The 25830-nt window shown below is 29.0% G+C and carries 23 protein-coding genes and 1 pseudogene; 14 read left to right on the top strand and 10 right to left on the bottom strand.

The genetic code is table 11. The features are described from left to right. Positions 1-107: 107 nt before the first annotated feature. The 6 genes from purB (at position 108) to AC2TEO_RS01445 (ending at position 5707) form a co-directional block, all read left to right on the top strand. Positions 108-1451, top strand: coding sequence for an adenylosuccinate lyase (gene purB / locus AC2TEO_RS01470; protein WP_442266409.1), 1344 nt, complete (start codon positions 108-110; stop codon positions 1449-1451). Further along, positions 1451-1882 carry a hypothetical protein gene (locus tag AC2TEO_RS01465; protein ID WP_442266408.1) on the top strand — a complete coding sequence of 144 codons (432 nt, stop codon included), beginning with the start codon at positions 1451-1453 and terminating at the stop codon, positions 1880-1882. Before purB ends, AC2TEO_RS01465 begins: the two co-directional genes overlap by 1 nt. A 47-nt stretch (positions 1883-1929) precedes the next feature. Beyond that, positions 1930-2253 (top strand): hypothetical protein, encoded by a 324-nt coding sequence (locus tag AC2TEO_RS01460; RefSeq protein ID WP_442266407.1) that lies wholly within the window; start codon positions 1930-1932, stop codon positions 2251-2253. Positions 2254-2294: 41 nt separating this feature from the next. After that, positions 2295-4697, top strand: coding sequence for a TonB-dependent receptor (locus AC2TEO_RS01455; RefSeq protein ID WP_442266406.1), 2403 nt, complete (start codon positions 2295-2297; stop codon positions 4695-4697). Between the two features lie 33 nt (positions 4698-4730). Further along, positions 4731-5288, top strand: coding sequence for a type 1 periplasmic binding fold superfamily protein (locus tag AC2TEO_RS01450; RefSeq protein WP_442266405.1), 558 nt, complete (start codon positions 4731-4733; stop codon positions 5286-5288). A gap of 101 nt (positions 5289-5389) precedes the next feature. Next, positions 5390-5707 carry a hypothetical protein gene (locus tag AC2TEO_RS01445; protein ID WP_442266404.1) on the top strand — a complete coding sequence of 106 codons (318 nt, stop codon included), beginning with the start codon at positions 5390-5392 and terminating at the stop codon, positions 5705-5707. A 17-nt stretch (positions 5708-5724) separates the two neighbouring features. Here the strand turns inward: AC2TEO_RS01445 and AC2TEO_RS01440 are convergent, their stop codons facing one another. Together AC2TEO_RS01440 and AC2TEO_RS01435 are read right to left on the bottom strand one after the other, a co-directional pair. After that, positions 5725-7032 carry an MFS transporter gene (locus AC2TEO_RS01440; RefSeq protein ID WP_442267737.1) on the bottom strand — a complete coding sequence of 436 codons (1308 nt, stop codon included), beginning with the start codon at positions 7030-7032 and terminating at the stop codon, positions 5725-5727. A 68-nt stretch (positions 7033-7100) separates the two neighbouring features. Then, entirely contained in the window at positions 7101-7937 is an 837-nt protein-coding gene (locus AC2TEO_RS01435) for a M48 family metallopeptidase (RefSeq protein WP_442266403.1), read from the bottom strand. Between the two features lie 120 nt (positions 7938-8057). Between AC2TEO_RS01435 and AC2TEO_RS01430 the strand changes: the two genes are divergently transcribed. The 3 genes and pseudogenes from AC2TEO_RS01430 to AC2TEO_RS01420 all read left to right on the top strand — a co-directional run bounded on the left by AC2TEO_RS01430 (position 8058) and on the right by AC2TEO_RS01420 (position 9998). Beyond that, positions 8058-8924: an alpha/beta hydrolase gene (locus AC2TEO_RS01430; RefSeq protein WP_442266402.1), complete on the top strand. Its 867-nt coding sequence runs from the start codon at positions 8058-8060 to the stop codon at positions 8922-8924. 2 nt (positions 8925-8926) lie between these two features. After that, positions 8927-9409, top strand: coding sequence for a peptide-methionine (R)-S-oxide reductase MsrB (gene msrB, locus AC2TEO_RS01425; protein WP_442266401.1), 483 nt, complete (start codon positions 8927-8929; stop codon positions 9407-9409). A gap of 34 nt (positions 9410-9443) precedes the next feature. Next, positions 9444-9998 (top strand): annotated as a pseudogene (locus AC2TEO_RS01420) (DUF1572 family protein). On the opposite strand, the gene AC2TEO_RS01415 reads toward AC2TEO_RS01420, so the two are convergent. After that, on the bottom strand, positions 9982-10992 hold the full coding sequence (locus tag AC2TEO_RS01415; RefSeq protein ID WP_442266400.1) for a LacI family DNA-binding transcriptional regulator: 1011 nt from the start codon (positions 10990-10992) through the stop codon (positions 9982-9984). The pseudogene AC2TEO_RS01420 and the gene AC2TEO_RS01415 sit on opposite strands and share 17 nt — an antisense overlap. A gap of 99 nt (positions 10993-11091) precedes the next feature. On the opposite strand from AC2TEO_RS01415, the gene AC2TEO_RS01410 reads away from it, so the two are divergent. Both AC2TEO_RS01410 and AC2TEO_RS01405 read left to right on the top strand, forming a co-directional pair. Next, positions 11092-11625, top strand: a complete 534-nt coding sequence (locus AC2TEO_RS01410) for a GNAT family N-acetyltransferase (protein ID WP_442266399.1) — start codon at positions 11092-11094, stop codon at positions 11623-11625. Between the two features lie 61 nt (positions 11626-11686). Beyond that, positions 11687-12298, top strand: a complete 612-nt coding sequence (locus AC2TEO_RS01405; protein ID WP_442266398.1) for a hypothetical protein — start codon at positions 11687-11689, stop codon at positions 12296-12298. On the opposite strand, the gene AC2TEO_RS01400 is transcribed toward AC2TEO_RS01405, so the two are convergent. The 5 genes from AC2TEO_RS01400 to AC2TEO_RS01380 are packed head-to-tail and all read right to left on the bottom strand — an operon-like array spanning position 12295 to position 17929. After that, complete coding sequence (locus AC2TEO_RS01400; RefSeq protein ID WP_442266397.1) at positions 12295-13050, bottom strand: LytR/AlgR family response regulator transcription factor; 756 nt, start codon at positions 13048-13050, stop codon at positions 12295-12297. The genes AC2TEO_RS01405 and AC2TEO_RS01400 overlap by 4 nt on opposite strands. Before the next feature lies 1 nt (position 13051). Continuing rightward, positions 13052-14083, bottom strand: coding sequence for a histidine kinase (locus tag AC2TEO_RS01395; RefSeq protein ID WP_442266396.1), 1032 nt, complete (start codon positions 14081-14083; stop codon positions 13052-13054). Further along, positions 14080-15099, bottom strand: coding sequence for a sensor histidine kinase (locus AC2TEO_RS01390; RefSeq protein WP_442266395.1), 1020 nt, complete (start codon positions 15097-15099; stop codon positions 14080-14082). The genes AC2TEO_RS01395 and AC2TEO_RS01390 overlap by 4 nt, the downstream gene beginning before the upstream one ends. A 25-nt stretch (positions 15100-15124) precedes the next feature. Further along, positions 15125-16564, bottom strand: a complete 1440-nt coding sequence (locus AC2TEO_RS01385; protein WP_442266394.1) for a serine hydrolase domain-containing protein — start codon at positions 16562-16564, stop codon at positions 15125-15127. Between the two features lie 24 nt (positions 16565-16588). Then, the gene (locus AC2TEO_RS01380) at positions 16589-17929 is read right to left on the bottom strand and encodes a hypothetical protein (protein WP_442266393.1); all 1341 of its coding nucleotides are present in this window, start codon (positions 17927-17929) and stop codon (positions 16589-16591) included. Between the two features lie 142 nt (positions 17930-18071). On the opposite strand from AC2TEO_RS01380, the gene AC2TEO_RS01375 reads away from it, so the two are divergent. The 3 genes from AC2TEO_RS01375 (at position 18072) to folD (ending at position 20919) form a co-directional block, all read left to right on the top strand. Continuing rightward, positions 18072-18599, top strand: coding sequence for a DinB family protein (locus tag AC2TEO_RS01375; protein ID WP_442266392.1), 528 nt, complete (start codon positions 18072-18074; stop codon positions 18597-18599). Positions 18600-18640: 41 nt separating this feature from the next. Then, positions 18641-19969: a signal recognition particle protein gene (ffh, locus tag AC2TEO_RS01370; protein WP_442266391.1), complete on the top strand. Its 1329-nt coding sequence runs from the start codon at positions 18641-18643 to the stop codon at positions 19967-19969. 74 nt (positions 19970-20043) lie between these two features. Beyond that, positions 20044-20919: a bifunctional methylenetetrahydrofolate dehydrogenase/methenyltetrahydrofolate cyclohydrolase FolD gene (gene folD / locus AC2TEO_RS01365; RefSeq protein WP_442266390.1), complete on the top strand. Its 876-nt coding sequence runs from the start codon at positions 20044-20046 to the stop codon at positions 20917-20919. Between the two features lie 73 nt (positions 20920-20992). On the opposite strand, the gene AC2TEO_RS01360 is transcribed toward folD, so the two are convergent. After that, the gene (locus AC2TEO_RS01360; protein ID WP_442266389.1) at positions 20993-22216 is read right to left on the bottom strand and encodes a S8 family serine peptidase; all 1224 of its coding nucleotides are present in this window, start codon (positions 22214-22216) and stop codon (positions 20993-20995) included. 120 nt (positions 22217-22336) lie between these two features. After that, the gene (locus AC2TEO_RS01355; protein WP_442266388.1) at positions 22337-25717 is read right to left on the bottom strand and encodes an amidohydrolase family protein; all 3381 of its coding nucleotides are present in this window, start codon (positions 25715-25717) and stop codon (positions 22337-22339) included. Positions 25718-25830: the final 113 nt, after the last annotated feature.

The following is a 25830-nucleotide window of genomic DNA, read 5'->3' as shown; positions in this document are numbered from 1 at the left end:
CTGTTTTAAAAATTAAGAACTTAAAAACTATCTAAAATTACTATTTAATAAATTCATATATAAGCATAGTATTTTCTATTTTTGTCGTTTGAACACAACACACTAATATGAGTTTAACTACATTAAATGCCATCTCTCCTATCGATGGTCGATATAGAAACAAAGTAGATCAACTAGCAAATTATTTTTCTGAAGAAGCACTTATTAAATACAGAGTTAAAGTAGAAATAGAATACTTTATCGCTTTATGTGAAATTCCTTTACCACAATTACAAGATATTGATAAAAACTTATATCCAGAATTGCGTAACATATATTCAGATTTCACTACTGAAGATGCTTTAAAAATTAAAGAAATAGAAAGTGTAACAAATCACGATGTAAAAGCTGTTGAATATTTTATAAAAGAAAAGTTTGATGCTTTAAACTTATCAAAATATAAAGAGTTTATTCATTTTGGATTAACTTCCCAAGATATTAATAATACTGCTATTCCTCTATCTATTAAAGATGCTGTAGAAGAAGTATATTTTCCTACGTTAGATAATTTAACTTCTAAATTAGCCGATTTAGCCGAAGAATGGGATGATATTCCTATGTTAGCTAGAACTCACGGTCAACCAGCTTCTCCTACAAGATTAGGCAAAGAATTATTCGTTTTTGTAGAACGTATTAATCAGCAAATATTATTCTTACAGCACATACCCAATGCAGCTAAATTTGGTGGAGCAACAGGAAATTACAATGCACATAAAGTAGCTTATCCTGATATTGATTGGAAAGCTTTTGGAACTTCATTTGTTGAAGAAGTTTTAGAATTACACCATTCTTTCCCTACTACACAAATTGAGCATTATGATCATATGGCTAGTTTATTCGACGCTATGAAACGTGTGAATACTATCCTTATTGATTTAGATCGTGATATTTGGACATACATTTCAATGGATTATTTTAAACAAAAAATTAAAAAAGGTGAAGTAGGTTCTTCTGCTATGCCACATAAAGTAAATCCAATTGATTTTGAAAACTCTGAAGGAAACTTAGGAATAGCTAATGCTATATTTGAACACTTAGCTGGTAAGCTACCTGTTTCGCGTATGCAACGTGATTTAACTGACAGTACTGTATTACGAAATGTTGGAGTTCCTTTCGGACATACTTTAATTGCTTTTAAGGCTACTTTAAAAGGTTTGAATAAATTATTATTAAATCAACAAAAGTTTGAAAACGATTTAGAAAATAATTGGGCTGTTGCTGCTGAAGCAATTCAGACTATTTTAAGACGAGAAGCTTATCCTAACCCTTATGAGGCTTTAAAAGGACTAACAAGAACTAATGAAAAAATTACGCAACAATCTATTGCTAATTTTATAGATACTTTAGAAGTTTCAGATGCTATAAAATCTGAATTAAAACAAATTACTCCATCAAATTACACTGGAATTTAATGAAATATTTAATCTTATCTTTTCTAGCTATAGTACTTACTTCTTGTAATATAAATACAGAAGGAAATCCTGAACGTTTTAAACACGGAACTTTTGAAATTCCTGCTGGAAACAATTACAGTAAAACTATTATAGTTAGAAAAGATAGTTTACAAATAGAATATTATACAAAAAAAGTAACTATTTCAACAGATACTACTGTATATGAAAAAGAGATTCAACATATAGACACTTTATTTATTACTTGGAGAAATAACTTTTCATATACATTGAAAATGAAAAACCCTAAAACAGATTTGGATAAAGATCCTATTTATGTTCAAATGAATAAAGTTACAGATTCATCTTATAATTATGTTTCAAGAATAGGGTTTTCAAAATTTAAACCTAAAGGAACTGTATTTATCAGCAAGATACCTTTTAAAAATTAAGTTAATTAATTGGATTTTAAAAATAAATCCTTTTAATTTGCGAATCAATGAAGACATTAAAGAAATATTTATCTGTAGTAATGTTACTTCTGTTGTTATTGAGTCCATCAATAATACAGCTAGTACATTCCTTTGATTCGGATCATATCGAATCTGAGATTTGTATTTCTGAAAACGATCAACACTTACATGAACATGAAGTAGAGTGTGAAATTTGTAAATTTAATTTTAATAGTTTCACAACTATAGATTTTACAAATACTACTTTTATTTCTTATGAAAAAATTGATTTTTTAACTAGTCTTTATACTTCTTTAGAATCCTATTTAAAATTATCATTTTCTCTTAGAGCCCCACCTTCTTTAGTTTAATTATACTAGTATTAGCATATAATTCAAACTAAACATTCATAATGAAATTCAATCACTATTTTTTGATTGTATTATTGTTTTTTTTATCAAATTCAATAATAGGTCAAAAATGCACATATACTTTTTCTGGGCTCGTTGAAGATTTCCATGACAAATCTCCCATAATTGATGCTACAGTTTACATAAAGAACCTTAATAGATATGCTGCCACTGATTTAGATGGTAAGTTTAAATTTAAGAATTTATGTAGTGGTAAATTAATTATAGAAGTTTCTCATGTAGCTTGTGATACACAAATTATCGAAATAAATCTAACAAAAAATACTTTTAAGATAATTGATTTAGAACATCACATTGAAGAATTAAAAGAAGTTCAGGTAAAATCTTCTAACGGAATAAAAACTAAAACATCACAAGAAACTTTAATTAAAGAAAGTACAATTGATGCATACAGTAATAGTAGTTTAGGAGATGCTTTAAAAGAAGTATCTGGTGTTTCATCTTTAAATACTGGAAATGCTATTGTTAAGCCTATTATAAATGGTTTACATAGTAGTAGAGTATTAATATCTGTAAATAATGTTAGATTACAAGATCAAGACTGGGGAATAGAACATGCTCCAAATATTGATATTAATGCAGCGGGTAGTATTTCTCTTATTAAAGGTGCTAGTGCACTTGAATATGCTGGTGATGCCATTGGCGGTGTTGTTGTTGTTAATCCTGCTAAAATAATCGTAAAAGATTCTTTACACGGAAAAACAATTTTATCTCAGCAAACTAATGGTAGCCTTACCTCTGTAAGCACTTCAATTAATAAATCCTTTGAGAAAGGTTGGTTTGTAAATGGACAAGCTTCATTAAAAAGAGCCGGAGATTTTGAAGCCCCTGATTATAATTTAACAAATACAGGATTAAAATCTTTAGGTTTATCTTTTAACACTGGCTTTAAAAGATTTGATAAAGGCTATGATATTTATTACAGTTATTTATCAAATGAAATAGGGATTTTAAGAGCTGCTCATATAGGGAATACAGCTGATTTAATTAGAGCTATTAATAACGACATTCCTTTAGTGATAAAGGATTTCAGCTACGATATTAACAACCCTAAACAAGATGTTACACATCAACTCTTTAAAGCTAACTTTTACAAAAGATTTAAAGGCCTTGGAAAACTTTCTTTACAATATGATTTTCAACATAATCAGCGTAAAGAATTTGACATAAGGCGTGGTGGAAGAAGTAATATTGCTGCAACAGACCTTACATTAAAAACTCATAATGTAAAAGCTGACATGAAGTTTGATGCTAATCCGAACAAGATATTCAAAATTGGGATTTCTGGCGGATACCAAAATAATTTTCCTGACCCTGAAACAGGAGTAAGACGACTAATACCTGACTATGATAAGTATAATGTGGGAGTTTATACTATATCTGAATTAATTTTTTTTAATGGTTTAATTTTTTCATCAGGTATCAGATACGACTTTAATCATATTAACGCAAAGAAGTTTTACTTAAAATCTAGATGGAATTCACTCAATTATGATCAAGATTTTAATTCTATAATAATAGATGACAGAGGATCACAATTCTTAACAAATCCAACTTTTAATTATCATAATATATCAGCTTCAGTTGGACTGTCTTATGAATTCAACCAAAAAAACTCTTTACTATTTAATTATGGTTTATCAAATAGAGCTCCAAATCCTGCTGAATTATTTAGTGATGGTTTACATCACTCTGCAGCTAGAATTGAGTTAGGAGATTTACGTATCCGTCCAGAATCTTCCCATAGAATTTCAACAACTTATAAATTTACAAGTGAAAAATTCAAAGCTTCTATAGAAGGCTTTTACAACTTTATTGACGATTTTATTTACATAGAACCTACTACTTCAGAAACTACAATTAGAGGTGCCTTTGTAGTATGGTCTTATAAACAAACTAAAGCCAATTTATTTGGTTTAGACACTGATTTATCGTACCAAATTAATGATAATTTTTTAATTAGGAACAAATCTTCTTATATCAAAGGAGATGATTTAACTAATGATAGACCATTAATTGATATACCAGCATTTAAAACCGTAAGTAATTTACAGTTTAATAAAAAAGAATGGAATAACTTTTTCGCAAATTTAGAAAGTGAATTTAACGCAAGACAAACACTGTTTCCAAATAATAATTTCACAACGTTTGTGGCTACAAGTAACACTAATGAATTAGTTGATATTAGCACCCCTCCAGATGCATATCATTTATTAAATTTTTCTAGTGGTTTTGAATTTAAATTATCAAAAACCAAAGTAGGAATAAATCTGTTTGTAAATAATATTTTAGATACTTCTTATAGAAATTACTTAAATCAATTACGATTTTTTGCTGATGATTTAGGTAGAAATTTTAAAATACAATTAAAACTCAATTATTAAATAGAACCTTAAATAAATTAAAAATATATTATTATGAAATCAATTAAATTATTAGCATTCTTATTTATCTCTTCATTAGTATTTACAGGGTGTTCTGACGATAAAACTCCTGAAGAAGTAAATGAAGAAGAAGTTATAACAACGATGACAATTACCTTAACACCAGATGGCGGTGGAACTGCTATAGTGTTAAAAACTCAAGATTTAGATGGTAACGGACCTAACTCACCAGTAATAACACCATCAAACGCAACTTTAGCAGCAAATACAACTTATAACGGCTCAATTGTAGTATTAAACGAAACTGAAAATCCTGCTGAAGATATCACAAAAGAAGTAGAAGAAGAAGCTAATGAACATCAGTTTTTTTATACTGCAGTAGGACCAAACGTCGCTTTTAACTATAAAACTCCTAACGATTCTAATAATAATCCTTTAGGAATAAACTTTAGTCTTGTAGCAGGTGAAGCTAGCTCAGGTACTATAACATTCACGTTAAAACACGAACCAACTAAACCAAATAATGGATTAGTAGAACAAGCTGGTGGAGAAACTGACATTGAAGCTACTTTTAATGTAACTATTCAATAATTAGTTCATACGAATTAATCAACCAAATAAAAAAAGAGCTTCTTTGTGAAGCTCTTTTTTTATTTACTAAATTTGAAGATAAACTTTAATGTATTATTGTTATGAACACTCCTTGTAAAGAAATGAGTATAGAAAATTATATTGATATTTTAAATAATAATCCAGAACTCAAAGAAAAATTAGTTAACATTGGTATTGTAGAAAATAATAATGGTGAAGCTATCATTAAACTCAAATATTATGACTTATTGACTGAGAAAGAAAAAGACTACCTAAATAAATCTTTTAAAAGCTTAAATAGAGAAAAATATACTCTGAAATATGGAATTGTAAAAGGTGAATTTTTTATTTGTTTTACAGATGAAATCTGTGACAACTGTCATAAAGCACTTACAGATGCAAGAAATGATTATAAATAACTAATAAATATATTTTTCTAAGACACATACTTTGTCTTTTTCAGTCTTAATAAAACTACTAAAGATGCAAAGAAGAAAATAGCTAAAGATAAAACACTCCATTGCATAGAGTTTGTAATGGCATTTAAGAAACCATAAACAAAGGTTCCTGTTACTATTGCAATTTTTTCAGTTACATCAAAAAAACTAAAATAAGTTGTGTTATCATTTGTTTCTGGAATTAATTTAGAATAAGTAGACCTTGCTAAAGATTGAATTGCTCCTAATACTAAACCTAAAACTCCTCCTAACAAATAAAAATAGACTAAAATATTATTTAAATCTTTATGTAAAAGAAATGCCCCAAAACAAACAAACATCCAAACAATAATAGTAATCGTTAAAGCTTTTATATTTCCAAATTTTTCAGATATTCTAGAAAAAAGAAAAGCACCTAAAATTGCCAAAACTTGAATAATTAATATGGTTCCTATTAGGTTAATTTTTCCTAACTTTAATTCTGCTGTTCCAAATAATGTAGCTGTTAAAATGATCGTTTGAACACCAACACTCAACAAAAAGAAAGCTATTAAAAAACGTTTTAAAACTGGATGATCTTTTTTTACTTCTTTCAATACTTTTTTAAGCTCTTGAAAGCCTTTCCATAAATACCCTTCTTCTAATTGATCTTTTGGTATTTTTTTATCTTTTGGTAATTTTTTAAAAGTAATTTGTGCAAAACCTAACCACCAAACTCCTACAAGTACAAAAGATAAACGTGTAGCCACTCCTTCTGTTAAGCCAAAAGAATCATGAAATATGACCAATGATAAACATAGAAGAAGTAATAAAATAGAACCGATATATCCATTTATAAAACCTCTTGCACTTACCCTATCATGATCTTCAGGATGTGCTATCTCTGGCAAATATGCATTGTAGAAAACAATACTTCCCCAAAAACCAATACTTGCTAAAATACTAGCTATAATCCCAATCCAAGTTGTAGATAAGCCTTCAAATAAATACAAACTCATAACAGATAAACTTCCTAACAAACAAAAGAATTTCATAAAACTCTTTTTATTTCCCCTGTAATCAGCAATACCTGATAAAATTGGTGAAATAATAGCTACAATTAAAAATGAAAATGATAATGCATAAGTATATAAAGAATTAGGATGTTCCCATTCTATACCGAGAAAACTTACAAAATTACCTTCAGTTACCGCATCATAATACATTGGAAAAATTGCTGTACTAATCACTAAAGAATAAACTGAATTTGCCCAATCATAAAAAGCCCAAGCTTTAATTACTTTTGAGTCTCCTTGTATTTTTACCATCACTTAGAAAAATTAAAAAACCGTTCTTATTTTAAGAACGGTTTGCAATATACTCAAAAAGTTACCTTTTATTTTTTTACTCCTATATTTTTTGTTTCAGCATTATATTTAGCTGCTAATTTTTTTGCTGTAGGTAAATATGCTTTTAAATCTACAATTCTTGTTTGGTTGTGTGGATGAGTGCTTAAAAATTCTGGGGGTGCTTTTCTACCCGATTTTTTAGCATTTTCACTCATACGAAACCAAACATTAACAGCTTCTTCTCCTTTATAACCTGCCATTATCATAAAAACTAAACCTAATTTATCTGCTTCAGTTTCATGAGTTCTACTAAATTTAAGCATTCCTAATTGAGATCCTACACCATAAGCCATATTCCATAAATTACGTTGCTTACTATTTGCTGTTCCTAGAGCTACTGCTAAACCTCCTAATTGTTGCATTTGAGCTGAAGACATTCTTTCTTGTCCATGTTTTGCAAATGCATGAGCAACCTCATGCCCCATTACTGCAGCAACTCCATTAGTATTAGCACATATAGGCATAATGCCTGTGTAAAAAACTACTTTTCCTCCTGGCATACACCAAGCATTAATTGTTTCATCATTAATCAAATTAAATTCCCATCGATAAGAATTAGCTTCAGAAGTCATTCCATTAGCTCTCATGAAACGATCAACAGCAGCAGCTATATTTTTACCTATTGATTTTAACTCTCTAGATTGCTTAGTATTTTTAATTAATTTACTACTATTTTCTTTTAAAAAACCACTATACTGTTGAAAACTCATAGGTAAAACTTGAGAATCACTTACAAAATTCACTCTCTTCCTTCCTGTAATTGGTACAGTACTACATTGAATGAATAATGTGATTACAGTTACTAAAGCTAAAATTCTTCTCATCTTTTTATTGATTTTTTGTTACTCTTTATTAAAATATGACTCAAATTTAGTGTAAAAGTCACTTTCTATGTTTTTAAAAATACAAAATTCTATCTTTACATTAAAAATATTCACCCGATAATGAAAACAGCTTCAAACAGAATTTTACCCCAAGGCTTAGCTATTCCAAATAAAGTCAAAAAAATAAGTAAAATTATTCAGTTTATTTCTCCTGCTTTGGCAACAAAGTTTTCTTTGAAATTATTTTCAACTCCTATCAAATTTCAATTACCTGAACGAGAAAAAACAATGTGGAAGAGTGCTCAAAAAAGCAGGTTAAAAGTTTCTTCTATCAATAAAGAGATTGATGTATTAACTTATGGTTACTCTACTAAAAAAATACTACTGGTTCATGGTTGGTGCGGTAGAAGTACACAGCTATTTATGATTGCAGATAAATTACTTGAAAAAGGATATATGGTAATTTCTTTTGACGCTCCAGCTCATGGTAAATCTGAAGGTAAAACTACTTTAATGCCTGAATTTATTGAAGCTATTCATGAAGTTAATAAAGAACACGGTCCTTTTGAAGCTGCCGTTGGTCATTCTTTGGGAGGAATGTCTTTATATTCTGCATATGCAGATGGCTTTAAAACAAATAAAATTATATCTATTGGCTCTGGAGATACGATCAGTGAAATTCTAATGAATTTTACAAACAATCTTACATTAAAACCTGAGATTGCTAAAAGAATGAAAAATTATTATGATAAGAAATTAGGTAAAGATATCGATTTAAATGCTAGCTCTGAAACAGCTAAACAAGTAGATATACCTACTTTAGTTGTTCATGATTCTTTAGATGGTGATGTGGCTGTAAGTTGTGCATACAGTATTCGTCAAAACTTAAACCAAGGTTCTATTTTAATCACGCAAGGATTAGGACACACAAAAATCTTACGTGATAAAGAAACCATGAATAGAGTTGTTGATTTTATAATTTCTTAAGTATGAAAAAAATATTTGTTTTATTCGCTGTATTAGCCTTAATTTCTTGTGAATCTATTGCACAGAAAGATAAAGCTTCATCGAAAAAATATAAGGTTCAAAAAACCGATCAAGAATGGAAAAAAGCTTTAACTCCAATGCAGTATTATGTATTGAGAAAAGCTGGAACAGAAAGACCAAACACAAGTGAATTTAACTACTTAAAAGAAAAAGGGACTTTTGTTTGTGCTGGTTGTGAAACTCCTTTGTACAAATCGGAACGTAAATTTAATTCAGGAACAGGTTGGCCTTCTTTTGATAAAGCTATTGAAAACAATATTGAAACTGATGTAGATTATAAGATTGGTTATGCCAGAACGGAACTTAAGTGTAATACTTGTGGCGGGCATTTAGGACATCGTTTTAATGATGGACCCAGAGAGACTACAGGATTACGAGATTGTATTAATGGTGTAGCCCTAAAATTTATTCCTTCAAAAAAATAATGTAAATTAAGAGTTGAAAATTCAACTCTTTTTTATGACCAATTCTTACTTAAATAGCGCTATCAAGCAATTTGAATATTACAAAGATTTAGGAGATAAAACATTTAATCAACTTACTAATGATCAATTTTTTTGGATAGCTGATACTCATGAAAATTCTATAGCAATTATAGTAAAACACATGGTAGGTAATATGTTATCTAGATGGACTAACTTTTTAACTGAAGATGGCGAAAAAGAATAGCGCAATAGAGATGAAGAATTTTTAAATACTTTTGTTTCTAAAGATGAGATAATATCATATTGGCAAAAAGGATGGCAATGTTTATTTAACGCAATTGGATCTTTACATCAAAATGATTTAGAAAAAATTATTTACATCAGAAATCATGGACATACTGTTACGGAAGCAATTAATCGTCAGCTTTGTCATTACTCTTATCATACAGGGCAAATTGTATTTTTAGGGAAAATGTTAACTAACGAAAAATGGCAATCTTTATCTATTCCTAAAGGAAATTCAGAACAATATAATCAAGAGAAATTCTCAAAAAATAAAGTTCGTAAGCATTTTACAGAGGATTTATAATTGTTTGTGTTGTTGCTCTTTCGCATAAAGATGAATACACAACTGTAACTTTATTTGTTTTTGACTCTTTATTTAATTTATCTAATAATTGTTTTGCTGTAGTTCTTCCTACTCTTTTTCCATGTTGATCAACCGTACTTAAGCTAGGTTTTAAATGTTCAGAAATTTTTGTTCCAGCATAACCTATCATTAATAATTTTCTATCCTCTAAAAGTTTTCTTTTACTAGCTGTTCTAAAAGCTGCTAATGAAGCTTCTTCATCTAATGCTATAATTCCATCTACTTTTTCTTCATCAAATAAAACATGAAGTTCATTTTCAATATACATTTCATTTCCTTTAACAATAAGAGGATCTTGATTATCTTTTATAGCCTCTAAATATCCTAATAGCCTTGTATTTTCATCACTTAAATTTTTATTTGAAGAAACTAATGCTACACTAGAAGCTCCTTTAAACTTTAAGTGTCGTACAGCTTTTTGTACAGCTTCAAAATCATTTACCAAAACTTTATCACATTCTACAGGATTATCAACCCTATCAAACATTAATAAATCGATACTTTCTGAAATATCACTTAAATGCTTAAAATCTTGTTTAATTTGTGTCTCTTCAGTTACCGCTATAATAATACCATCAACCAAACCATTTACTAAGGTTTCTACAGCTTTTACTTCTTTCTCAAAAGATTCATTAGTAACGGTAATAATAATATTATAATCTGTATCTGCTAAAACACTTTCAATACCTCTTAAAGCTCTAACTAAAAAGAAATCTTTAATACTTGGTAATACTACTCCTATTGTATTTGTTTTTCCTGATTTTAAATTTAAAGCAGCTCTATTTGGTCTGTAGTTATATCGTTTAGCTGCTTCTTCAACTTTCTTCTTTGTGGCCTCACTAATCTCATAACTATCATTTAAAGCCTTTGAAACTGTAGATGCAGAAACATCAAGAATCTTAGCCAACTCTTTCAGCGTGATACTTTTTTTCATAAAAAATCAATATTTGTTCGGTTCCTTAGGAAGTAAATGTATTAATTTGCTTTTTGTGATCAAAAAAAATGTGATTTCATACTGATAAAAATTAACAAAATGAACTCTTACATATTTACTTCTGAAAACTTAGGATTTAGAAATTGGACTATTAATGATTTAGATAATTTATATAAATTAAATTCCGATCAAGAAGTTATGCGTTTTTTTCCTTCTACAGCTTCTAAAGAACAATGTGAAGATTTTATAAAAAGAATGCAGCAGCAATTTGAAACACATAAATATTGCTATTTCGCTACTGAAAAATTAGAAACTCAAGAATTTATAGGTTTTGTGGGGCTTTCTTTACAAACTTATAAAGCTGATTTTAATCCTTCTACAGATATTGGTTGGCGGTTATTACCAAAGTTTTGGGGAAATGGTTACGCTACTGAAGGTGCAAAACGTTGTTTATCGTACGGTTTTGAAACTTTAAAGTTATCTGAAATTGTTTCTGTTGCTCCTTCAATTAATATTTCTTCAATAAAGGTAATGGAGAAAATAGGAATGCAAAAAGCCAGTACTTTTAATCATCCATTTTTAAAAGAATATCCTAAACTAGAATCTTGTGTATTATACAAAGTAAATACCTGACTCTTTGGTAACAAAAATTTATATTGTTCGTCTCTAACTAAGTAACCAAGTAAAAACAGAGATGAAAAATAAATTATTACCTCAATTGTTTATTATATACACTAGGTATTTAATAGGCTTTGCTTTTGTATTTGCTAGTATTAAAAAAATACAAGGGATGCGATTTACTACCGAAAGTGGTGCTGAAAATCCGATCAACACAGCTTGGCATTTTTTTGAAACACTATATCAATCTGGAATTTATTGGAAATTCTTAGGAATAGGACAATTAATTGCAGGAATATTATTGATGACACAACGCTATGCTAAACTAGGTGCTGTTGCTTTCTTTGCTATTATTACCAATGTTTTTGTTATTACAATATCTTATGATTTTAGAGGAACACCTATTATAACTGGATTAATGTTATTAGCTAATATTTTACTATTGATATGGGATTGGGACACTTTAAAAGTTCTCTTTAATAAAGAACCAAATTTTCCTTCTCAAAACAGATTAGAATCTGAGCCTATATGGATATATATTGGAGTTTCTTTTTTAATACTAACAATAATAAGTACTTTACTTAACATAAAATTTCTTATTATTCCAATGCTCATTTGTATTATAATTATTAGTTGTTTCGGGTTAGTTCTTGGTATCAAAAAATATAAAAACAAGCTTTATAATTAATTACCTTCAAACCAATTTTTAAATAGAGAAACTTTTTCTCTACTTACTATAATTTCTTTTTCGAGTTGAAATGATGTTGTGATTTTTAATCTACTATTAGAATAAACTAACACATCTTTAATTGGATTGATTCCAACTATAAATGTTCTATTTACTCTAAAGAAGTTTTTAGGATTTAAAATTTTTACCAAATCTTCTAATTTAAAATCTAAAATATATTTTTTTCCAGAATTCGTTACTAAATATACTGTTCTTCCTTCAGCATAAAACAAAGAAATTTCGTCTGTTTTTACTGAATGAATATGGTTTCCTAATTTCACTAAAAAGCGATCTTTAAACTTTCTTTTGATTAAATCTTTAGCAACATTAGATACAACTTCTGTTTTTTTGAAAAGATTTTGCATTGACTTTAATTTAGTCATTGCTTTGGAGATATCAGTAAATGTAATTGGTTTTAAAATATAGTCTATACTATTCACCTTAAAAGCATCTATCGCGTATTCATCAAAAGCTGTAACAAATATGATGGGTTTCTCGATCTTAGTTTGATTAAAAATCTCAAAACTTAGACCGTCTGTTAATTGAACATCCATAAAAACAACATCAAATTCATTTTCTGATTGAAAAAATTCTACTGCACTTTGAATACTATCAAGTTTCGTTGAAATTTCAATAGTTCCGTCGTACTTTAAAAGATAACGTTCTAGTTTCTCTACAGCTAAGGATTCATCTTCAACTATTATTATTTTCATTTTAGTTTTTTTCAGTTTTGGTAGTTAGTTTTGGTAAGGTTATCGTTCGTTTAAAATCAGTTGTAATAAGCTGTATTTCTATATCACTATATATTTTATAAACTCTTTCTATCTCTTTAATACTGTGTAATGTAAATGGTGTTGTTATTTTATCATTGGTTACATAAGTTAGAATAAAACTATTTTCCGTTTCTTTTAATTCTATTTTTAATTCTAAATTCGATGAGATGATTGTAGTCCTAATAATTTGTTCAATTGTAAAAAGTAAACTTCTTGGTACAACTAAAAAATCACTTTTAACACCATTTACTATTGTAATATTTCTGAATGGTAAATAATTAAAAAGATGTACCAATTCATTTGTAGCTTCTAATTCCTCATGAATCGTTACCAATTGTTTTTCTTTACTTGATAAAATATAACGATATATTGTTGCTAAATGATCGATAAAATTATCTGCTAAATCAGTATCATTTTGAATTAATACTAATAAGTTTTCTAAACTTTCGAATAATAAACTAGGATTAATCCCTTGTTTAAATTCTTGAAAATCTTCTTCTATAAATTGAAGGTATTGTTCCTCTTCTTTTAATTTATCTGTATTTATTTTATGTAAATATTCGTGACTAATAAAAAGTAAAATATAAATAGCACTTACAACACTAAAAATACTATTGAACAATAATAACTCTTCAAAATTTGGTGAAAACCCTAATATTTTCTTGTAATATATTGTCATAAATAACGATACAATTGCAATACATAATATTATGGTAACGAAGACTTGAATTAGTATAAAAAAAGGACTACTTAATGATTTAAAAAACCTTTTAAATTGTAATAATGAAAACCTTAAAAACTCTTGAACTATGTACGATAACCCAATACACACATATAATTCTTGTCCTAAAAATTCTTGTCGAATTTGTGCTACATTATTATTCACCAAAAGAATTAATAAATACACCACTACTCCACTAAAAACAGGACTTAGTAATCGAAACAAAGGTTTGTGTATAAATAACTTTTTCATCGTATAATAGGTAATTTTACTAGAAATTTATCTCCATTGCTCATTTCTATGTTTTTTCCTGTTAAAAGCAAATACCTTTTGTTAATGTTCTTCAACCCTATTTTAAATGAACTAACCTTTTTAGGCTTCGATGTAATATTATTTTGAACATAAATAAATTCCTCATCATTTGTAATTTTCATCATCAAAGGTTTTTCAATACTTAAAACATTATGTTTAACAGCATTTTCTACCAACATTTGTATAGATAATGGTGGAATTTTAGTTCCTAATAAAACAGGAGATAATGTTATTTCACATTTAAATTTATTTTCGAATCTATTGTTAATTAAAAAAATATATGACGCTACTAATTCCATTTCTTTCTCTAGTTCAATGAGTTTTGTATCATAACTTTTTAAAACATAATCGTACATTAAAGCTAACTTTCTTATAAATAAAGAGGCTTTTGTTTTGTCTTTATGAGTTAATGATGAAATCGCGTTTAAACCATTGAATAAAAAATGTGGACTTAATTGTGATTTTAAAGCTTCTAGCTGATGTTCTATTTGATTCCTCTGAAGTTTTACTGTTTCTATCTGTAATGTAGCATATGCATAATATGAGTATAAAGCAAAATAAACTACTTGAAATAATATTGAAATTATAAAAAATATAATACTCAATTTTATTAAAATCAATGAATATTCTGATAGAAAATCAGAAATAGGATTCAATGCCAAAAGATAGAAGTAAAAAAGAGAAACACTTATTAAAAAAGTAATTACAAAATGTAATATTATTCCTAAAAACAATCGTGTTCCTTCATTTGTTTTCCAAGGTAATTGTTTATCTAAAACTTTGGAAATAACCAAATTTGAATATCCACACACTATCCCCAAACAAGCTAATAAAAAGATGGTAATTATATTAATATCTTCTCCTTTTTGCTCTCCTATTAGCATAAAATATCCCACTGATATTCCTAATGCTAGTCCAGTTATAATAGTAAGAAGATGTATTTTTATTAGTTTCATTTACATGAACTTAAACTTAAGACTTTTAATTTTTTTTTCTTTTTATTACTTTATCTACCTTAGTTCCTTCTTGTTGAATTCTACATTGTTTAACTTCCCCTTTTTTATTAAGGACAAACGTGTATGATACTTCTGGTGAAAATCCATCGACAATAAATTTTGTTTCAGATACAGGAACTAATTCAAGGTTAATTTCTGGATTCATTGGAACCCAAAGTTTATCATTTTCAAAAATAATTTGTTCTTCTATTCCTTTATTTGAAATATAAATTCCAGCTAAATTTCCTAAAACCTCTTTAACTAATTTAATAGGTTTTTCAATAGGCATCCCATATAAAATCCTTCTTGTATTTTTTATAGGTATTTCAATTTGATTTGTAGAATTATTTTGTAAAATAATAATTGTTTTATCGTTATCTATATGCCTTTCTATATAAGTAATATAACCTGCCCATCCTCCAGAATGAGAAACAATTTTATTAAATTTTTCAGAATCTTCAATCATCCAACCATAACCATAATCTGTCTCAGTATTTCCATTAATTTTGTATGATGAAAATATATGCTTTTTTTCCTCTTCAGTCACTAATACATTATTATACAAAGCCCTATCCCATTTCAATAAATCATATAAATTTGAATTTACCATACCATCACCAACAATTCCATCTAAATAAACCACATAATACTCTTTACCTAATTCATCAGGTAATATTTTCTTTTTCAAACTATCAGAATAAATGTACCCTAATGCGTAATTATTAATTTCTTTAGGATTGAATCTTCTTCTGTGTACGAAAGTATTCTTCATTTTTAAAGGATCAAAAATCTTTTCTTTCAAATAATCTCCATATTCTTTCTTACTTACTCTCTCAATTATTGTAGCTAATAATAAATATCCTGTATTGCTATATTCCCATTTTTGATTTGATTCAAAATTTCTCTTTGGTTTAACTTTATGAAAAAGATTTATAATATCTTGATTTGTGGCAATTTTACTTTTATCTAATTCATTATTTGACAATTCCATATAATCTGGTAAACCACTTGTATGTGTTAACAAATTTTGTATCGTTATAGCTTTGTATTCTTTTAACTCAGGGATGTATTTTGATATGGTATCTGTTAAAGATAATTTTCCTTCTTTTTCAAGTAAAATTATTCCCATTGCTGTAAATTGTTTAGATACAGAAGCTAATTCAAAAGTAGTTTCTAAATTTAATTTAATCTGATCTTTTTCATTCGCCAATCCGAAACTTTTTTGGAATATTATATCTCCTTTTTCAGCAACAAGAACATTACCGTTAAATTTCTGATTATTGTACAACTCTGAATACAATAAATCTAATTTCTTTGTTTTTTCGTTAATTATAATTTTAAACGAATCGTTATTTTTATTGTGATACTCACAAGAAACCAAAATTAAAAATGTCATTATAAAAACGAAAAGTAAACTCTTTTTCATATTAAAATTTTTATTGTATAATTTTTAATAAATTGCTTTTATAGCCCTACCAAAATAAAGATCTGAATCTATACTTTTAGCTCTTTTTAAATAAGCGTCTTTAACACGTTGGGAAGCCTGTTTCACACTTGGAGCAAAAGCGATTAAAACAGATGATAAATAATTACTTGAATTGATAGTATGTAAAGACTCTAATATTTTAATTAATTGCTTTTCTGTTAAATCTCTTTTAGCTAATTTTTTATAAACATCAGATGCATAATAATCAGAATCTACATTCTTTTCTACAAGTGTTATTAATTCATTTAATGATTTATCATTTAAATCCTTTTTAAGTAAATCTTTAATTACATTTGAAGCATAATAATCAGAATCTACATCTCCCATAGACTTAATAAAAGTATCATAATTCTCTTTAGATAAATCTTTCTTTTTTAATGCTTTTTTCAAAATTTGACTCTTATAATAATCTGAACTAATACTGTTAGATAATTTCATAATTTTATTCATATTTGATTTATTTAAATCTCTATTTTCTAAAATTTTAGTTAACACTTCAGATAAATAATAATCTGAGCTAATATTTTTAGAAATTTCTAATAATTTATCTAATTGCTCGTCTGTTATCTCTGTATTATCAATCGCATTTTCTATTAACTGAGATTTATAATAATCAGATTTTATAGTTTTTGTGGCATTTAAATATGCTGATACTGATTGTTCATTTTGTAAAAATAAATTTTGATTTTTTTGAAGAATATCCGATAAATAATAGTCAGAATCAATAGTAGTACTAGCTAAATTTATAAGTTTTATTAATTCCGAATTATCCAAACCCTTATCTAACAAAAGTTTAAAATATGTAGATTCAGCATAATCGCCATTTAATTTTTCTATTTCATTAAAAACTGCTGTTGCTCCTCCTCTTCTATAAAACCTTTCTACTCTAGATTTTGCAGCAATACCAGTATACCTTACAATTTCTGGAAGAATTTCAGCTAACCAAATTTTCCCTTCAGGGTCAAAGTTTTTTTCACTCCACCCAACATAATATCTCTTTTTTAAAGAGCCACTTTCTGCTTCAATTACCAGCCTTCTCTTTTTTCCAAAACTTGTTTTTTTAATCTCTATAAAACCATCTCTTGAAATTGAAATAATATCTTTATCATCATCTGAAACCTCTATATCTCCTTCGTATTCTATATGAAACTTTCCTTTTCCTTTAATAAACAGAGTAATATTTCCTACTGCTTTTTTAAAATTTTCATTCTTTCCATAGACTTTAATATTTGTCTGTGCTGCTAAATTATATGCAATAGATGATAATATTAAAATCAATGTTAGTATAATCGATTTTGTTCTCATGACTTTGTTTTTTGTTTTACTTTTTCAAAAGTATTTGAAGTTTAAACTTAAAAAAAACGAAATGTAATCAACCGTATTTTTAATGTAGTCAATTGTAAAATTTAATTTTATATCTTTAAAATGCATTTCATTTTATACGGATATGGATAAAAATTCAATTTCAAATTTACTTGAAGAAAAACATCAACAGTTATTTCAATGGATATCTAAACAAGAAGGAAAATATTGGGAGAAAGGACCAATAAATCGATGGACAGCTGGTCAACAAATTCAACACCTTGTAGATTCTATTAAACCATTGAATCTTGCTTTAAATTTACCGCCATTTATTTTAAAAGCAAAATTTGGCACAACTAATAGAGAATTAAGAACATATGAAGAGATTGTGAAAAGATATGACGAAAAATTAATAAAATATAAAGACAAAGCCAGAGATTTTAATAGTAAAGTAAGTACTCCAAACGAAAAAAAAATAATTAAACTTGTAGCTACTTTAAAAAAGCAGAATAAAAAATTACAAAGTAAGACTAAAAAGTTAAGTGATTATAAACTAGACAACTTAATTTTACCCCATCCATTACTAGGAAAAATGCCACTTCGAGAAATAATTATGTGGACTGCGCATCATACAGAACATCACACAAGAGATTTAATTGAAAACTACTCTTAAAATACCTATATTTGTGCCTCTAAAAAATGTAGTAGACATCGATGTTCAATAATTTAAGTGAAAAATTAGATAAGGCTCTACACTCGCTGAAGGGTCATGGTAAGATAAATGAGGTTAACGTTGCCGAAACTTTAAAAGAAGTTCGTAGAGCACTTTTAGATGCCGATGTTAACTTTAAAATTGCAAAACAATTCACAAACTCGGTTAAGGAAAAAGCCATAGGACAAGACGTATTAACAACGTTAAATCCTGGTCAGTTAATGGTTAAAATCGTAAAAGACGAGTTAACTGAATTAATGGGAGGAGATACAGTAGGTATTAACCTTGGCGGGAGTCCAACTGTAATTTTAATGTCTGGTTTACAAGGATCGGGTAAAACAACCTTCTCAGGTAAACTGGCCAATTATTTAAAAAACAAGAAAACTAAACAAGTATTATTAGTAGGTTGTGATGTTTATCGTCCTGCCGCTATTAATCAATTACAAGTTGTTGGAGAACAAATCGGTGTTGAAGTTTATGCTGAAGTAGGAAACCAAAATCCTGTTGAAATTTCTCAAAATGCAATTAAGCATGCAAAAGCAAACGGAAAAAATGTGGTTATTATAGATACCGCAGGTCGTTTAGCTGTTGATGAAGAAATGATGACTGAGATTTCTAATATTCATAAAGCTGTAAATCCAAATGAAACATTATTCGTTGTAGATTCTATGACAGGACAAGATGCAGTAAACACTGCTAAAGCCTTTAATGATGTTTTAAATTTTGACGGAGTTGTACTAACAAAATTAGACGGTGATACAAGAGGTGGTGCTGCATTATCTATTAAATCTGTAGTTGATAAGCCAATTAAGTTTATTGGTACGGGTGAAAAAATGGATGCTATTGATGTATTCCATCCGAATCGTATGGCTGATCGTATCCTTGGAATGGGAGACGTTGTGTCGTTAGTTGAGCGTGCTCAAGAACAATATGATGAAGCTGAAGCTAGAAAATTACAGAAGAAAATTGCAAAAAACCAATTTGGTTTTGACGATTTCTTAAATCAAATTCAGCAAATCAAAAAAATGGGTAGCATGAAAGATTTAGTTGGAATGATACCTGGTGCTGGAAAAGCTTTAAAGGATGTAGATATTGATGATGATGCATTTAAAGGAATTGAAGCTATTATATTTTCAATGACCCCTGAAGAAAGAAGTAAACCTTCTGTTATAAACGCAAGTAGAAAAAAGAGAATCGCTAAAGGTTCTGGAACCTCAGTACAAGAAGTAAATCAACTCATGAAACAATTTGATCAAATGAGTAAAATGATGAAAATGATGCAAGGTGGCGGAGGCAAAAGAATGATGCAAATGATGCGAGGAATGAGATAAAAAATTACAGAAGAGAAGTGTGCCCACTTCTCTTTTTTATTTACACAACATAAACAACACACTAACAACAAAAAATGATTTTATTAGACGGAAAAAAAACTTCTGCCGACATTAAAGAAGAAATAGCTTTAGAAGTTGGTGAATTAAAGAGAAACGAAAAAAAAGCGCCTCATTTAGCAGCAATTATTGTTGGTAATGATGGGGCTAGTTTAACTTATGTTAATGCAAAAGTGAAAGCATGTGAACGTGTAGGTTTCGAATCAACTTTAATTCAATTACCAGAAGAAACTACTGAAGCTGAATTGTTAAATGAAATTGAAATCTTAAATGTCGATAATGATATTGATGGATTTATTGTACAACTACCTTTACCTAAACATATTGATGAACAAAAAGTTTTATTAGCTATAGATCCAGCCAAAGATGTAGACGGTTTTCATCCTGAAAATGTTGGTAGAATGGCTTTAAACTTACCTACTTTTATTTCTGCAACTCCATTTGGGATTTTAGAATTATTAGACCGTTATGAAGTTGAAACTTCAGGAAAAAATGTTGTCGTTATTGGACGTAGCCATATTGTTGGAAGTCCTATGAGTATTTTACTTTCTCAAAAGAGAAAAGTCGGAAATGCTACTGTAACTTTAACGCATAGTAGAACTAAAAATTTAGAGAATATTACTAAAGAAGCAGACATTATTATTGCTGCCATTGGTATTCCAGAATTTTTAAAAGGTAATATGGTAAAAGAAGGTGTTGTTATAATCGACGTGGGAATTACAAGAGTTGCTGATCCTTCTAAAAAAAGTGGATTTAGACTAGTTGGGGATGTGGCCTTTGACGAAGTAGCTGAAAAATCTTCTTTTATTACTCCTGTTCCTGGCGGTGTTGGTCCTATGACTATTGCTATGTTATTAAAAAATACCTTAATAGCGAATAAACGTAGAAATTAATTTTTAATTTTTTATATAAAACAGAGCCTCTAAAAGTAGAGGCTCTGTTATATTTTAAAACTTTATATAAAATCTATTTTCTTACTGCAATTGGATCTGGATCATTATCCTTATCTTGAACAAAACCATCACCAGTTACACCTCCTGAAATTAATAAACCACATACATGAGGTGAAGCCATAGAAGTACCACTAATTGTGTTATAACCTCCATCTTTCCATGTAGATAAAATTGAAGTACCTGGCGCAGCATAATCAACAGGTTCTCCATAGTTAGAACTACTTGCTAAAACTTCATTTATAGTCATATTAGAAATTGTATATACATTAGGGTGATTAACACGAGCAGGTGAATAGAAAGATGCATCATCATCAGAGTTTCCTGCTGCAATAGCGATATTAATTCCTAAGTTTGCCACATTTAAAGTTGCTTGATCAACAGCAGAATCAGTATATCTAGATCTTGGGCCTAAACTCATATTTACTGCATCACCAGCAGATCCATTTGCTGCTACATAATCTAAAGCCTGAACAGTCCACGAAAACTCACCTGTACCTCTTGAACTTAAAACTTTTAATGCTACTAAGTTTGCTCCAGGTGCAACTCCAATTACTCCAATATTATTATCTAATGCACCAACAGTACCAGCAACATGAGTTCCATGACCATTTCCATCATTTGCATCTTTTGAGTCTTTTCCAGAAGTAACAAAAGTTCTACTTCTATTTACATCAACATTTAAATCTGGATGATCTAAATCAATACCAGAATCAATTATCCATGCAGTTTGTCCAGCTCCACTAACAGCACCTCCAACTCTTGTTATTCCCCATGGAGTTTCTTGTGAAGGAGTACTTCCTCCACCTCCACCTGGCCCTCCTTTACCAGGAGGTGGTGCTAATGTGATTAAATAATCTTTTTCTATAGATTTAACTCTTGGATCATTTTTTAAATCAGCCACTTGCTTATCTGTAAGATTAGCTACAAAACCTTGAAGCGCATACCCAAAAGTTGTTTTTATATTTTCTCCTTTAATTTTAAATCCATCAAATTTATTACACACTTCAGTTTTTAATGAAGCTACAGTACTCTCATAAGCTATTTTAGTACCTCTTGCTGAAGGTCTACTTAATGTTCCATTAGTTAATGTAACAATGTATTGCCCTGCAATTATTTCTGAAGAATTCTCAACAATAGATTCGATAGAAACTTCTGATGTATCTTCAGATGAATTACATCCAACAAATGCAACTCCCGTAATTGCCAATGCTGTTAATTTTAAATAAATTTTTTTCATTTTGAAAGGTTTTTATAAAATAAATCGAGCTAATATAGTTATTTATTTAACATATATTTAACTTAACTGTAAAAAAAACAAAAAATCCACAATTTAAAAGTTAAAAAAAATATTTGCATTTTATTTTTTAATTCCCGGTAATCCTTTCGGTTTTTTAGTTTGCCAATAGAATATCTCTGCCTTTTTCTCTTTAGGCCAAATCTCATCTAATGTATCTCCATTATAAACTTTACCATTTTTTATTACATGAGTAATTGTATTAGTATTACGAATATTTTCTAATGGATTTTTATCTAAAATTAAAATATCTGCTAGTTTCCCTTTCTCTATACTTCCTAAATCTCCATCTAAACCAATAGCTCTTGCTCCTAAAATCGTTGCCACTTTTAAAGCATCAAGGTTTTTCATTCCTCCACTAGCAACAGACCAAAGCTCCCAATGATATCCTAAACCTTGTAATTGCCCATGACTTCCAATACCTCCAATACCATCAGATTCTATTAAATCTTTCATAAACTCAGCATGCTTTTTAAACACATGTTCTTCATCCATGAACCAACCTGGTCTTCTTCTAGATTTCTGAGCTAATTCTTCATAAGGTGTGAAATATTGAATTTTTTTATCTCCCCAAACGTTCTCTCTCGAATAATAATAATTCTCAGCCCAAGGCCCTCCATAAGAAACCAATAATGTTGGTGTTACTGCCATTTTAGAGTCAGCAACAGTTTTAGTAACATCTTTATAAATTGGATAAATTGGGAATGAATGCTCATGACCTGGATAACCATCTAAAAGTTGAGTCATGTTCAATTTAAAATCTAATCCACCTTCAGTAGTAGGCATTAATTTTAACTCCTTTGCAGCCATAATAATCCATTGGCGTTGCTGGCGATTTCCTACTAAATACATTTTAATACTCTTTGTATTATAATATTCACTGTATTGCTTTAGTACATCTTTAGCATGATCTAAACTTGTAATTTGATATTGCCAAAAACCTACACCCGGCCCAGTACTATAAACTCTCGGACCATGAAGCATACCCGAATTTACCATATCAGCATATGTTAATACATCTGTAGTACCAGTTTGTGGATCTCTAGTTGTTGTAACTCCATAAGCTAAATTTGCAGAATATAACCACACCTGATTTTTATGTAATCCCCAATACGGCCACATATGTGCATGAGTATCTACAAAACCAGGAACAATTGTTTTTCCTGTGATATTTATTACTTTCGCTTTTTTTGATGCATTTAAAGTTCCAGACTTACCTACAGCTTTAATTCTATTGTTTTCTATTAATACATCACCATTTTCTATAACTTCCTCACCATTCATAGTAATGATTCTTCCTCCTTTTAATAATAATGTTCCTTGAGGGATATCTTGTATATATTTTACCTTAATCTTAAACTCTTGTGCTTTAAACTTAGGTGTTTTTTTCTTCTTAGCTTTTTTGTCTTTACTATCTTTTTTATCTCCTTCTTTTTTCTTTTTAAGTTCCATTTCTTTCTTCTTAGCAGAGGCAAGACTATCTTTGAACTTCTTGCCTGCATCTAAATCGTATTTGAAATGACTAGCTCCTAAAGACCAATGTACTTCTTTACTATCTGAAGACCAAGCAGGAAACTCTCCTCCTAAAATAGTTAATTTCATTGCTGGAAAAGAAGCATTTTGTGGTTTTGCTAATGAAATTGATGGTGTTTTTCCAAAACGGGGAATAATAACAGTATAAATATTATTATTAATTTGTGCTAACGCTGATTTTCCATCTGGAGAAATTTGAATTTCTGAAGGTTTAGATGCTTTACTACTTTCTCTCCATCCTTCTTCATTACTTGGCATTGCTGTATGTGAATGATCATCATTTGCATGATTATGTCCCTTTCCGAAAACATCACCAGAACCATAAGTTGTAATTCCTGATAATTTTAAATGTTGTTTTTCATCTGTTCCATCCCAACGAATAGAAATTAGTCCTTTCTCAAAATGATTTAAATAAATGCGATTATCAATTTTAGTAAAATGAGGTTTTCCTCTTCCCTTTGTTTTATCAATAATAGTAATAGCTCCACCATCTGAAGGAATCCAAGCTAAATCCTCTTGTACTCTACTTGTAAAAGGACTCACTGCATCATCATAAACTTGTGCAGCTCCTTTAATAAATACAATTCTATCTGAAGAATATGACCAACTAGGCTCAGTATAAATACCTACTTCTTTTGTTAACTGAACTGGTTTTGCTCTACCTGTACTATTTATTTTATATAAATGACCTCCACCTTGTTTCCAAGTTGTAAAAACAATGCTTTTCCCATCAGGAGACCAAGCTGGATACGCTTCAGTAAAATCATTTTTAGTTAATCTTCTAGGCTTACCGTTAGGTAAATCCATAACATATAATCTATTTAAAGCCGTAAATGCAAGTTTGGTTCCATCTGGTGAAGGTTTTGCATCTCTAATTTGAGTTACAAAAGCTTCTTTAGTATCTTCTATAGGATATTTAAATTCTAACCTAGGTCCCATATCTAAATTTACGTCTACTGAGAAAGGAATTTCTTTTGCTGATCCTCCTGAGACAGGAATTGAATAAATTTTCCCTCCATAAGAAGCTATTAAATTTTTACTATCTGGTGTAAAAGACATAGCAGGTAACACACCCAAAGGAGCAATTGACTCTTGTTCATCTCTTTGGACTGGATAAGCTAGCCATCTTTCTTCTCCTGATTTTAAATCACGTAAAACCAAACCTGTTTCATCTTCAAAACGAGTTCCGTAAACCATCCAATTTCCATCATTTGATAATGTAGGAGTAAAAGCTGATCCATATCTTGAGGTAATAACAGATCTATCACCATCTTCCATATCATAAGTTCCTATTTGATATTGAGGCAAACTTGCGTTATAATTCCATGAACCAAAACGTTGCGAAAAGTATAATAATTTTCCATCTGGACTAAAAGCAGGATCAATTGCTTTTATTGATTTAGGTTTATCGAACAATTGTGATCCTGAACCACTATCTTTATGATAAATGTGTAATTTTATATTTCTTCTTCCTTTTCCTCCAACTATATAATCTCCATCTGGAGTCCATTCAGCTGAAAAAAAATTATGTTTACTTTCTTTAGTAATTTGTTTATCCTTTTTGGTTTTTAAATCAAGTGTCCAAATATTATCAGAACCACTTTTATCTGAAATAAACACTAATGATTTTCCGTCTGGACTATATTTAGGATGTACATCATAAGCTAATCCCTTAGTAATTTGAGTTGCTTTTCCTCCAGTAATTGGAATTGTGTAAATGTCTCCCATTAAATCGAAAACAATTGTTTTACCATCTGGACTAACATCTAAAGAAATCCAAGTTCCTTTATCTGTAGTAAATGAAATTGTTCTTTTAGGCTCAAGCGGGAGTGTTTTTGTAGCCTTTTTCTTAATAGAATCTTTCTTCTTTTTTGTTTCTTGAGCAAAAATACTGTGTATACTCGTAAACAAAAATAAGAGTACGAATACTCTTATTTTACTTTTAATTATCATATTTATCTGGTTAATATTCTAACCAAATATATTGATTTTTCAGTTTATTTAAAACACCTAAATCTTTAATT

This window comes from Tenacibaculum aquaeponti (genome assembly GCF_057221555.1).
Note: the sequence above shows the minus strand (reverse complement) of the source record. Positions and strands in the feature narration are given on the sequence as shown.

Excerpts from the sequence above, each read along its gene's own strand:
- purB (WP_442266409.1), top strand. The coding sequence starts at position 108 with ATGAGTTTAACTACATTAAATGCCATCTCTCCTATCGATGGTCGATAT.
- AC2TEO_RS01465 (WP_442266408.1), top strand. The coding sequence starts at position 1,451 with ATGAAATATTTAATCTTATCTTTTCTAGCTATAGTACTTACTTCTTGT.
- AC2TEO_RS01460 (WP_442266407.1), top strand. The coding sequence starts at position 1,930 with ATGAAGACATTAAAGAAATATTTATCTGTAGTAATGTTACTTCTGTTG.
- AC2TEO_RS01455 (WP_442266406.1), top strand. The coding sequence starts at position 2,295 with ATGAAATTCAATCACTATTTTTTGATTGTATTATTGTTTTTTTTATCA.
- AC2TEO_RS01450 (WP_442266405.1), top strand. The coding sequence starts at position 4,731 with ATGAAATCAATTAAATTATTAGCATTCTTATTTATCTCTTCATTAGTA.
- AC2TEO_RS01445 (WP_442266404.1), top strand. The coding sequence starts at position 5,390 with ATGAACACTCCTTGTAAAGAAATGAGTATAGAAAATTATATTGATATT.
- AC2TEO_RS01440 (WP_442267737.1), bottom strand. The coding sequence starts at position 7,032 with ATGGTAAAAATACAAGGAGACTCAAAAGTAATTAAAGCTTGGGCTTTT.
- AC2TEO_RS01435 (WP_442266403.1), bottom strand. The coding sequence starts at position 7,937 with ATGAGAAGAATTTTAGCTTTAGTAACTGTAATCACATTATTCATTCAA.
- AC2TEO_RS01430 (WP_442266402.1), top strand. The coding sequence starts at position 8,058 with ATGAAAACAGCTTCAAACAGAATTTTACCCCAAGGCTTAGCTATTCCA.
- msrB (WP_442266401.1), top strand. The coding sequence starts at position 8,927 with ATGAAAAAAATATTTGTTTTATTCGCTGTATTAGCCTTAATTTCTTGT.
- AC2TEO_RS01415 (WP_442266400.1), bottom strand. The coding sequence starts at position 10,992 with ATGAAAAAAAGTATCACGCTGAAAGAGTTGGCTAAGATTCTTGATGTT.
- AC2TEO_RS01410 (WP_442266399.1), top strand. The coding sequence starts at position 11,092 with ATGAACTCTTACATATTTACTTCTGAAAACTTAGGATTTAGAAATTGG.
- AC2TEO_RS01405 (WP_442266398.1), top strand. The coding sequence starts at position 11,687 with ATGAAAAATAAATTATTACCTCAATTGTTTATTATATACACTAGGTAT.
- AC2TEO_RS01400 (WP_442266397.1), bottom strand. The coding sequence starts at position 13,050 with ATGAAAATAATAATAGTTGAAGATGAATCCTTAGCTGTAGAGAAACTA.
- AC2TEO_RS01395 (WP_442266396.1), bottom strand. The coding sequence starts at position 14,083 with ATGAAAAAGTTATTTATACACAAACCTTTGTTTCGATTACTAAGTCCT.
- AC2TEO_RS01390 (WP_442266395.1), bottom strand. The coding sequence starts at position 15,099 with ATGAAACTAATAAAAATACATCTTCTTACTATTATAACTGGACTAGCA.
- AC2TEO_RS01385 (WP_442266394.1), bottom strand. The coding sequence starts at position 16,564 with ATGAAAAAGAGTTTACTTTTCGTTTTTATAATGACATTTTTAATTTTG.
- AC2TEO_RS01380 (WP_442266393.1), bottom strand. The coding sequence starts at position 17,929 with ATGAGAACAAAATCGATTATACTAACATTGATTTTAATATTATCATCT.
- AC2TEO_RS01375 (WP_442266392.1), top strand. The coding sequence starts at position 18,072 with ATGGATAAAAATTCAATTTCAAATTTACTTGAAGAAAAACATCAACAG.
- ffh (WP_442266391.1), top strand. The coding sequence starts at position 18,641 with ATGTTCAATAATTTAAGTGAAAAATTAGATAAGGCTCTACACTCGCTG.
- folD (WP_442266390.1), top strand. The coding sequence starts at position 20,044 with ATGATTTTATTAGACGGAAAAAAAACTTCTGCCGACATTAAAGAAGAA.
- AC2TEO_RS01360 (WP_442266389.1), bottom strand. The coding sequence starts at position 22,216 with ATGAAAAAAATTTATTTAAAATTAACAGCATTGGCAATTACGGGAGTT.